At 50.6% G+C, this 10198-nt stretch carries 14 protein-coding genes; all 14 read left to right on the top strand.

Translation table 11 applies throughout. From position 1 onward, the window contains the following. Positions 1-1029: 1029 nt before the first annotated feature. The 14 genes from ACX0MV_RS14360 (at position 1030) to ACX0MV_RS14295 (ending at position 10127) form a co-directional block, all read left to right on the top strand. Positions 1030-1548, top strand: coding sequence for a hypothetical protein (locus tag ACX0MV_RS14360; protein WP_458983193.1), 519 nt, complete (start codon positions 1030-1032; stop codon positions 1546-1548). A gap of 72 nt (positions 1549-1620) precedes the next feature. Continuing rightward, positions 1621-2049, top strand: coding sequence for a hypothetical protein (locus tag ACX0MV_RS14355; RefSeq protein ID WP_458983192.1), 429 nt, complete (start codon positions 1621-1623; stop codon positions 2047-2049). A gap of 568 nt (positions 2050-2617) precedes the next feature. Continuing rightward, positions 2618-3151, top strand: coding sequence for a YcxB family protein (locus tag ACX0MV_RS14350; RefSeq protein ID WP_458983191.1), 534 nt, complete (start codon positions 2618-2620; stop codon positions 3149-3151). 108 nt (positions 3152-3259) lie between these two features. Further along, positions 3260-3550 (top strand): hypothetical protein, encoded by a 291-nt coding sequence (locus ACX0MV_RS14345; RefSeq protein ID WP_458983190.1) that lies wholly within the window; start codon positions 3260-3262, stop codon positions 3548-3550. A 103-nt stretch (positions 3551-3653) separates the two neighbouring features. Beyond that, complete coding sequence (locus ACX0MV_RS14340) at positions 3654-4214, top strand: hypothetical protein (RefSeq protein ID WP_458983189.1); 561 nt, start codon at positions 3654-3656, stop codon at positions 4212-4214. 89 nt (positions 4215-4303) lie between these two features. After that, positions 4304-4999: a hypothetical protein gene (locus ACX0MV_RS14335; RefSeq protein WP_458983188.1), complete on the top strand. Its 696-nt coding sequence runs from the start codon at positions 4304-4306 to the stop codon at positions 4997-4999. A 520-nt stretch (positions 5000-5519) separates the two neighbouring features. Then, positions 5520-5798 (top strand): cupin domain-containing protein, encoded by a 279-nt coding sequence (locus ACX0MV_RS14330; RefSeq protein ID WP_458983209.1) that lies wholly within the window; start codon positions 5520-5522, stop codon positions 5796-5798. Between the two features lie 45 nt (positions 5799-5843). Further along, a complete protein-coding gene (locus ACX0MV_RS14325) occupies positions 5844-6029 on the top strand; it encodes an NAD(P)H-binding protein (RefSeq protein ID WP_458983187.1) in 186 nt (61 codons plus the stop codon). A gap of 288 nt (positions 6030-6317) precedes the next feature. Continuing rightward, the gene (locus tag ACX0MV_RS14320) at positions 6318-6518 is read left to right on the top strand and encodes a hypothetical protein (protein WP_458983186.1); all 201 of its coding nucleotides are present in this window, start codon (positions 6318-6320) and stop codon (positions 6516-6518) included. 123 nt (positions 6519-6641) lie between these two features. Beyond that, entirely contained in the window at positions 6642-7094 is a 453-nt protein-coding gene (locus tag ACX0MV_RS14315; protein WP_458983185.1) for a GNAT family N-acetyltransferase, read from the top strand. A 196-nt stretch (positions 7095-7290) separates the two neighbouring features. Next, complete coding sequence (locus tag ACX0MV_RS14310; protein WP_458983184.1) at positions 7291-7719, top strand: DUF2231 domain-containing protein; 429 nt, start codon at positions 7291-7293, stop codon at positions 7717-7719. Then, positions 7716-9011 carry a PQQ-dependent sugar dehydrogenase gene (locus tag ACX0MV_RS14305; protein ID WP_458983183.1) on the top strand — a complete coding sequence of 432 codons (1296 nt, stop codon included), beginning with the start codon at positions 7716-7718 and terminating at the stop codon, positions 9009-9011. Before ACX0MV_RS14310 ends, ACX0MV_RS14305 begins: the two co-directional genes overlap by 4 nt. A gap of 287 nt (positions 9012-9298) precedes the next feature. Next, the gene (locus ACX0MV_RS14300; protein WP_458983182.1) at positions 9299-9727 is read left to right on the top strand and encodes a VOC family protein; all 429 of its coding nucleotides are present in this window, start codon (positions 9299-9301) and stop codon (positions 9725-9727) included. A 79-nt stretch (positions 9728-9806) separates the two neighbouring features. Continuing rightward, on the top strand, positions 9807-10127 hold the full coding sequence (locus ACX0MV_RS14295; RefSeq protein ID WP_458983181.1) for a DUF1330 domain-containing protein: 321 nt from the start codon (positions 9807-9809) through the stop codon (positions 10125-10127). Positions 10128-10198 lie beyond the last annotated feature (71 nt).

Below are 10198 nucleotides of genomic sequence, written 5' to 3'. Positions count from 1 at the left end.
ATATCAGCGCAGTTGCAAGCATTGAGCGTCGGCGCGCAAAACATCTGAATGTTCGTAGCCTTTCGCGGTGGCGTTGCCGGCCCATCGCTGGGGCAAACGCCATTGGTCGTCCTACCGCTATGTATCTGCCAGCCCACGCACGTTCGTTGCCCAACATCTCGGTTCGGCTTCAGGTACATTTGGCGTCGCCTGAAAATTCCGAGCTCGATTTGTCACCGCGTCTAACTACTGGTTCAAGTCGCTCGCTCCGCTCGCTGGGACCGGCTAAAGCCGGCCCCTTAACCAAACGTTATAAGCCAATGCCATGAGCCAGAAACCTACGTACGCCGAAATAGCCCTTGAGTACCAACGAATACTCATTCAAGACCTTGATCGAATATTGGAGCGCCATGGCGTTGATCTAAAGGCGCGACAAAGTATTTGCCTCAGCTATGCATTTCAAACGGGCACACTGCATGACGGAGCAAGGCTTGAGGCCAATGGAGTAGAGTTTTCACCTGAACTAGTCTTTAAACTAACTTCTGGGGCTGTCATCTCAAACGCAGAACGACTGTGTTTCCATGACAATGCAAGTAACTCCGTATTTAACTACTTCGACGCTCAAGAAGGCTTATAACAATGCGCTCAAATCGCACACTTTGTTCGCTGGGACCGGCTAAAGCCGGCCCCTTAGCTTAATCGTTAGAGGCAAATATGGCGATACTACGCATTGAGTCGTGGTCAGCGGAACGAGGTTGGGTTGAGGAATCCCACTGGTCGCTGGAGTCTTTCGTATATCGACTTGGCCTTTGCACAACTCTTAAAGGCACTGAGTTAAAGCGCGTAGCACGAAGCATCAGAAAGAAAGAGCTTTTTGAATTAGAGGTCATTAGTGCTGAATCAGCTAACGCACTAATAAATACTCTTGAGTCAACAGGGGCGAAAATTGTCATCTCAGAATAATGCCTCTAACAAATGGTTCAAGTCGTTCGCTTCGCTCACTCGGGACCGGCTAAAGCCGGCCCCTTAACCAAACGTTAGGCCCCAGGCATGCATTTAACCAATACCAAAGTTAACTCTATAAAATTATTGGCACTGGGAATTGTTCTCACAATATTTTCAGTAATATTTTTCTTGGTTGCATATGGCGAACCTGCAGCCCGAAGCGAGCTTATTGAACTTCACGGAAAAGTTTCAAATATCAAAGAAATTCGCGGAAAATATGGAGTGTCTGGCTTTGATTTTAAAATTGGAGCTGAGAGTCAATTTTTCAGATTTAAAGCACATGGCATTGAACGCGAAAAGGTACTTACAGTCCTGAAAAGCCTAGACAACGAGAAGATTCGAATTCTAGCCCACCCTAATGGTGAACTATCGTGGTTTAGCGGACTAAGAAAGCTACCTGTTTACGCTATAACCATCCCTAGCGGCCCAGAAATTTCATACGAGCAACTTTCTAGGGCATGGACAGAGACAAATACTCTTCTCCATAAAATATCAGGTGCGAGCGCAGTAGTTGGTCTTATTTTTATTTTTCTATCTCTCTATTTTCACGCAAAGCCTAACTAGTGGTTCAAGTTTTTCGCTTCACTCACTCGGGACCGGCTAAAGCCGGCCCCTTAACCAAACGTTAGCGCCATAATGAAATCAAAACTCAATACCGCCGCAATATTGCCCACACTGATTTTCTGCACATTTTCAGTCGCTGCAGATGTGCAGAGCCTCGAAAGTCCCGAGCTGAAATCATTTGAATTTCTTGGTTGTAGCGGCGACTGGACTGAAGAAAATCATGAGCCTGAAATATGGAAGATGGGATCGAATAACGGACTAACATTTCTAGTCCGTCACCCATCCACATGCGGAGCAGATGCAGGCGAAAAGCCCGCGTTCACAATTGAGTCTGACACTTTGAATTTAACTTATGAGCCATACTCGACAATTGGCATGTATGCATCTTGCGAATGTGAGTTCTGGGCAAAGTTCACATTTGCACAAAACCTACCTACGGTTAAATCAGCCACTTTCAATAAAGAAAAGTCTCGTCTTAAAGGTGAGTGGCCAGAGCGCTAACACCTGGTTCAAATTGTTCGCTTCGCTCACTGGGACGGGCTAAAGCCCGCCCCTTAACCAAACGTTAGGTGCCCAAAGCATGCCTGTAGGTGTATATAGAAGAGTTTTATTTCATCAAGGTGGGCAATAAAGATACCTCGAATAAGAAATATTACTTGCGGGGCACGATGCAACAGATGGGAGGCAGAGATATGGAGGCAATGGAGGCCAAAATTTGGGTGGGAGCACTTATGCCCAGTTCGGTTCTGCGACCCTTTTGGGCTTATTCTTGTTATGGACAGAGCATCCCAGCCGGTTACGTTTGATGAGGTTAAATCCGCAAACGATCTGGAGTACAGCAATTATTACCCCAATGTCGATCTTGAATATAAGGCTGAAAACTGGGGAGTAGTTGCAGGAAAGATAGTTTGTGTAGATTACGGCATTGATGATGCCGAGCAGATTTCAAAGAAAAGGATCTACTATAGAGAGAGGAGTCGCACCTAACAATGCGCTCAAATCGCTCACTTCGTTCGCTGGGACGGGCTAAAGCCCGCCCCTCAACCAAACGTTATATGCAAGGATCAGCATGAAAGTAACCACCAATATTGGAAAGCTAGACCTGATAAAGTTTAATTTATCTGTTCTCCCCAAGATGCGTTCAACCTACATAACAATCCTAGTTATTGCATCTCTTACGTTTTTATATATAACCTGGAGCAAGGGTTTACCCGAAAATTCCCGCGAGCTTGTAATTCATCTTGTGAGCTCAGCAATTGGCGGGCTGCTTGGTATGTTTTTCGGCATCGTGTTCAACATGACCACCATTTTATTAATGTCGTCCGCCAAAAATGGAGTGCTTGGGGAGCATACTTATACGCTTCTTCCCGAGGGACTTATTGAAACAACATCTGCCAATGAGAGTCTTAACAAGTGGCACGGTGTGGTTTCGGTAAAACCAGCCGGTTCTTATTTGCTAATCCAAGTAGCTGCCTGCCTTTTCCACGTAATACCCAAACGGAGCTTTGACTCTTCAGAGCAGTTTGAAGAATTCACATCTCAAGCAATAGCTCACTGGCAGCAAGCGCATAACACTGCAAACAACCAAACACAACCTAGTTAATAGCACATGCATTCGCGCCAAATGCATATAACAATTGGTTCAAATTGTTCGCTTCGCTCACTGGTACGGGCTAAAGCCCGCCCCTACCAAACGTTAGGCGTAAAAAATATGAAATCGCCTTTTAAAGCCACTTTCTTTGCCTTTGCAGCGTGTATTTCTGCAGAAGCTATTCCCGCAAGCTCACCACTTGGGGTGGACAGCGTTCAAGAGCATGAAATTATCGGGCTTGGCACCGTGCGTATAGGGCAAGAGCTCACCCATGCAAAGTTCGGCGTTGGAAAAGTTGAAGAGATCCAACCAGGAGAAGAAGGCATCACGGTTATAAACATAACCTTTCCTTCTGTTGGCTCAAAATGGCTTATTGCAGAGCATGCAAATTTAAAGCAGGCCACCGAGTGAGCCGCCTAACAAATGGTTCAAGTCACTCGCTTCGCTCGTTCGGGACCGCGTTCCGCGGCCCCTTAACCAAACGTTATGTGCTCATTTGGCTCAGGAGTAGCCTTTGAAAATCTATTACGTTGACGCCGAAAACATCGGCTTAAGCATGCTCGATGAGCTCACGATATCAATTCTTGATCGAGTCTTTGTATTTACAAACTCGGAAAGCCTGAAATCCGCATGCAATAACGCACTCCTAACCTGCGTAAGCGGCTACCCAACAGGGCCCAATCAAGCTGACTTTTACATAATTGCGCATCTTTCAAATATCCTTTCCCATCTCTCAAAAGCAGAGAAAAAAGCAATAGAATTCTGCCTTTGCTCAAAAGATCAAAGCCTTTGGAAAGCATTTGAATTTCAATGTTCGCTTGCTGGCGTAAAAGCCAATGCTCCCTACATCGCCCTCGAGGCAGAAGGCAGCAATGTCGTAGTAGCAATCGACACATCCATTGAGGCAAAAATCCTCAAGCTCATGTCTCAACCGCTTACGTCAATTGAAATACAGCACAAGCTTAAGGTTCCACAGTCGGAGTTCACCACTTCATTTAACAAGCTCATAAAGTCTGGAAAAATAAAGCGGCAGGAAAACTCCAAAAAGCATTGGCTTCGCGCCAAGAGCACATAACAATGCGCTCAACTGTCGCTCACTTCGTTCGCTGGACAGCCAAAAGCTGCGCTTTTGTCTGCCCGTTAGCTTAATCGTTAGAAGCCAATATGAACTACTTAATAACGCCGCCAAATACACACTATGATGGTGGACTCGGAATTACAGCATGCAATTTCTCGCAAGCTGCCGATTCCCTTCGGGAGGCAAAAAATCTAATGATTGGCATACTCCCAATCTGCTATCTACAGAGACATGCAATCGAGTTATTTCTAAAATCACTTATCGTAATTCTTCACAAAAAATATGATCTAGCTTATGGCCAAGGTTTTTCACAAGAGAAGCCAGCTATAAAAGTCAACAAAAAATGGGTTTCCCTTTCAAACACCCACAACCTTCTAGATCTATTCAATTATTTTCAAGGAATATTCACAACTCTAAGCCCTAAGCTGCCTGCACGAACCGACTGGAGTCTGCCGCCGGACATAGAAGATAAAATAAAATTAATTAGTGGCTCCGATCCAAAAAGCACATATTTTCGCTATCCAGAATCAACAAACAGCGTTCAGGACTCCAAGAAATCCCCTATACAACCTGAGACTATTGAATCAATACTTGGAAAATTCAAAGATCAAAAAGAGCTCGTAAAATGCACGCTATTAGTCGACGAGAATGACAATTTAATCCAAGCATATAGTTTAAATCACTCACCGATACCTAATATTCTTGTAGCGCTAGAGTATTTAGGCGAATGCTTTTATAACCTGCATGCAGCATTCAGGTTCGAAATTACCAATGGCTTCTAACTAGTGGTTCAAGTCGTTCGCTTCGCTCACTCGGGACCGGCTAAAGCCGGCCCCTTAACCAAACGTTAGATGCCAGGAAAGGTCATGGTTTTTGCAAGAGACAAACGAGAGTACGGGCTCACCGACGAGGATCGTGCCCACGAGATCACTAGAAAATTCGGTAAGGCCAATGTAGCGAGAGCCAAGGCTCTTCTCGCCTCTGTGCAAAATCCAACGGATCAGTTACTGGGGGCTGTTCTATTCCTCGCTCGTCCTGGCCGCGTTGAGGATCTTGCAAGCCTCGTAGTCTCAGCAAACTATAATCCAGAACGTCTGCTGAGCGCAGCCACTACAGCAGATGAGCGCCGCCCTTGGTGACGGCATCTAACGACTCAATCAATCCGATGCCTTAGGCTAGGCTTCACTCCAGGCGTTATGCATTGAGGAGATAGCTTTGAATAAAATTACGGTTTCTAACAAGTTCGCGCTATTTGACGCAGAATGGACCCCGAAAGTTATAGCGGAGTCCAATGGGCAATTGGTGAAATTGGCGAAAGGGAGTGGCGAACTAGTTTGGCATTCTCACGAGCACGAAGATGAATTATTTCTCGTGTTCAAAGGCCAGCTTACGATCAGGTTAATAGACCGGGATATAGTGCTTGGCCCTGGAGAAATGTTTGTCGTCCCAAAAGGCGTAGAACATTGCCCCCGTGCGGAACCGGATACGCACTTCATGATGATTGAACCCGCCAGCACGCAACATACCGGATCGCTTCAAACGGAAGTCACCGTTGCGGTCGATGAGCAAGAATGGATTTGATGCATAACCAACCGCTGCAGCTTCATCGTTACGGGGCGCCACTTTGTGGATCAAGCGCTCGCCTTCGGCCATGAGGTCATAGCAGTGGCGCGACGTCCCGAACAGGTTATACCGCGTCCGAACTTGGTCGCTCGCGCTGGTGATGTGGTCGATGCTGCAAGCCTCCACGATAGTTGCCATGGCGCCGACACAATCATCTCTTGCGTTGGAGGGTGGAGAGTCCGCAATTGAATGAGAGATAGAAGTGCACACGCTCACTTTAAGCACATCAAGCACCTAACCTTAGGAATGCTCTCCAATTTTCGGTACGCTCACCGTTCGCTTCGCTCAGTAGACTCGCAAAAGCTACACTTTCACCCGCTTGTTAACTTAATTGTTAAGGCCGCTATGAGACGTTTAATAATATTTTTCCTCTTACTTGCCGCTACGGGCTGCACCCCCGAAGCTGAGGAACTGGAATCTAGGGATGACACACCGCCTCCTGTCTCGGCACTTCTTGAAGTTCCCGAGGATGCATCTATGGTCGCTAGCCAACTTGAATCATGTTTTCACTTTGCGGGCGAATTCAACGGCGACCAATCAGAGCGTGATAAAGAGGTCGCGGCAGCTATGGCTGAGCTGCGGTGCGAGACAATAGAGTCAGAAGCTGCTGCCATTCGCCAAAAGTATCCTGAAAACCCTGCCGTCATAGAGGCACTTGATAGAGCCGATGAGTTATAAGCGGGCCTTCCAAGGATTATGAATTTTGAAAGTACTGGCATACATGATTGGCGGCTCATTCAAAGTCCAGTATCCACGCCACCACATCCGTTCCAATTAATTTTCAGCGAGGAAATAAATTATATGAAACTTGAGTTCCAATGGTCTCGCTTAGAATCTTTCTCCGCACTTGAACTACACGCGATCATCAAAGCTCGCGAAACAGTTTTTGTTGTTGAGCAAAACTGCCCCTACCAAGAGACTGACGATATGGACTTGCAAGCTTGGCATCTAACTGTTTCCTTAGGTGGTGAGCTTGCGGCTTATGTCAGAGTTGTTGATCCCGGAATTAAATACAGTGAGCCTTCAATCGGCCGTGTTATGACGCTCAAGAAGTTTAGGGAGTTAAAAATTGGTCGTTCTCTGATGGAAGAAGCCATCAGATTCACTGAGCAAAAATTTCCCGGCAACGGAATAAAAATTGGCGCTCAGGTTTATTTGAAAAAATTCTATGAGTCACTTGGCTTTCAAGTCGTTAGTGAACCATACGATGAAGATGGCATTCCTCATGTTGACATGGTACGGACAGCGAGCTGAGCAATCTAAAGTCGAACGATCAGCCCGCCATGCACAAAGGCCCAAGGCTCCTAGGCGCAACGCCTAGCCAGTAAACCGGTATGAACTATTAGCCCAGTGGGGCGATCCCCTTCTATGCGCAGTCAAAGCGAGCCTGGCGGGCCAGCGCATCTGCATTGAGCATCACGCCAGGGTCGCCCAGCGATGAGGATCCGCCGTGACCACAGCTACTCACTCCACGTACCGAAGCACACCAAACCCGCTTCACGCGACGCTGCTTGCGGGAACCGTTCCGCTGTTTCTGGGCGCCCTGTTGAGCGATATCGCCTACTTCCGCAGCTATCAGATCCAGTGGAGCAATTTCGCCTCCTGGCTGATTGCTGGAGGCCTGGTTTTCTGTGGTCTGGCGATTCTGTTCGCGCTGGCCAATCTGCTGCGGGCCGATCACAAGAAAGGCCGGCCGCTGCTGTATCTATTACTGCTGCTCGCGACCTGGGTGCTGGGCTTTATCAATGCCCTCGAGCACGCCAAGGATGCCTGGGCAACCATGCCCTTGGGCCTGGTTCTGTCGGTGATCGTCACCCTGCTGACCTGCGTGTCGACGTGGATTGGCCTTACCAACCTGCGCTCAGGAGGTGATGCATGAAGTATCCGAACGCGTTTACCGCCCTGCCCCTGGCCTTGCTGTTGAGCGCCTGTGGGGGCGAAGGTGAGGATACTGCCCAATCGCGTGGCGCCGATCCCAAGCTGCCCGAGCCGCAACGGGGTTTGCTGCCGAGCATGAAGATCGCGGAGCCCGCGCAGTGGGGTGAGCAGAAGCCTACGGTGCCGCAGAACTACAGCGTCACGGCCATTGCCACCGATCTGAAGGTGCCGCGCCAGACCCTTGTTCTGCCCAACGGCGACATCCTCGTGGCGGAAGGCAAAGGCGGCAACGCTGCGAAGCTCAAGCCCAAGGATGTGATTGCCGGCTACATCAAGGCGAAGGGCAACACCTCGGTCAAGGGTGGCAATCGGCTGACACTGCTGCGCGATGCCGATGGCGACGGCACCTACGAGCTGCAGACGCTGTTTGCCGAGAACCTGAACGCGCCTTACGGGCTGGCGTTTTTCGAGGGCAATCTGTACGTGGCCAACCAGGATGCACTGGTGCGCTTCGATTACCAGGAAGGCCAGACCAAGGCCAGTGGCCCGCCGAGCAAGGTCACCGACCTACCATCGGAGATCAACCATCACTGGACCAAGGCACTTACCGTCAGCCCTGACGGGCGCTTCCTGTATGTCGGTATCGGTTCCAACAGCAACATCACCGAGCGCGGAATGGAAGCAGAGGTGGACCGCGCCCTGGTCTGGCAGATTGATGCCGAGACGGGTGCGCACAAGCCCTACGCAACCGGCCTGCGTAACCCGACGGCGCTGGCGATTCAGCCCGGTTCAGGGCAGCTGTGGGCGGTGGTGAACGAGCGGGACGAGCTGGGCCCGAATCTGGTGCCGGATTACCTGACCTCGGTACGTGAAGGCGGCTTCTACGGCTGGCCCTACAGTTACTGGGGCCAGAACGTCGACGACCGTGTACGGCCGCAGAAGCCGGAGCTGGTGGCTGCTGCGATCAAACCGGACTACGCCCTGGGAGCTCACGTTGCTGCCCTCGGCCTGGACTTCTCCACCGCAGCCATGGGCAATGAGTTTGCCGACGGGGTGTTCGTCGGCGAGCACGGCAGTTGGAACCGCGAAATACCGGTAGGCTACAAAGTGGTCTTCGTGCCGTTCAGCAATGGCCGCCCTTCAGGCGAGCCGGTCGACTTCGTGACCGGTTTTCAAACCGCTGATGGGAAAACCATGGGGCGGCCGGTCGGTGTGACCGTTGATCCGCGCGGCGCGCTTATCGTCGCCGACGATCTGGCGAATACCATCTGGCGAGTTACTCGCGCTCAGTAACCGTTTGAGCGGTTGCGGAACGCCAGCGGCCGCTACGGTCGTTGGCTTCCTTCGATAGTCGTTTTTTTGAGCGCGTCGCCTGGTTTACCTGCAATGCCTTGACGCCCTTCCGATCGGCAACCGCTTCGTTGCTTATAACGGCCTCGCTGGCATCCAGACTGCGCCGGGCTTGTTAAAAGCGCCGCAAGTTTTGCTCATGCATTGGCGTAGTATTTCCCGAGAAATTTCTGCGGGCGGCAGGCTGACGCCCGTCATTTGGCAAGTTGATTCTCAGGGAGATATCTCGCATGAAGGCTCGAGTTACCGTCATCACGCTGGGCGTAGACGATCTGGATCGCGCGCTTACCTTCTACCGTGACGGCCTCGGTCTCGCAACGGAGGGAACCATCGGCAAAGAGTTCGAGCACGGTGCGGTTGCATTCTTCGACCTTCAGCCTGGGTTGAAGCTGGCGCTCTGGCCCCGTGCGAGCATTGCCCACGACTCCGGCCTGCCCCTGGATCGCCCAAGCGCAACTGGCCTTACGCTTGGCCACAACGTTTCCTCCAGGGCAGAGGTCGATGCCGTGATGAAGCAAGCGCAAGCGGCCGGCGCTACCCTCGTCAAACCGGCACACGAGACTTTCTGGGGCGGCTACGCGGGTTATTTCCAGGATCTCGACCAGCACCTCTGGGAAGTGGTGTGGAACCCGGCGTTGCTGCCTGACGACGAGATTTAACAAGCCGCGCAACGCCAAGTAGCTAGCCGACACCACTAAAGCCCGTGTACTCCCCTATTCACTTTGCCCTGGAGCTTCCATGACTGCTTATGCCATTGCCATGATTCGTGAAACCCGCTTTGATGACGAGATCAAGGAGTACTTGCTGCGCATCGACGCAACACTGGCACCCTTCTCCGAAAGGTACCGGGTGCATGGCGGGCCGTATCAACCGCTTGAGGGGGCGTGGTCCGCGGATTTGGTTGTGATCGAATTTCCATCCATGGAGCTGGCCCAGGGCTGGTACAACTCCGATGCGTATAAAGCCATTCGACCGCTGCGTACCGAACACACCGAGGGTGACGTATTTCTGGTTCAAGGTGTCCCTGAGGGCTACAGAGGTGCGGATATCCTCAGCTGACGATGTAACCCTGGGTTCGAGAGCGCAGCGCGCCCACTTCTTGATTCGGTTCCTTGCTAGTTAGAGTTCAT

This window comes from Pseudomonas cistanchae (assembly GCF_054483635.1).
Note: the sequence above shows the minus strand (reverse complement) of the source record. Positions and strands in the feature narration are given on the sequence as shown.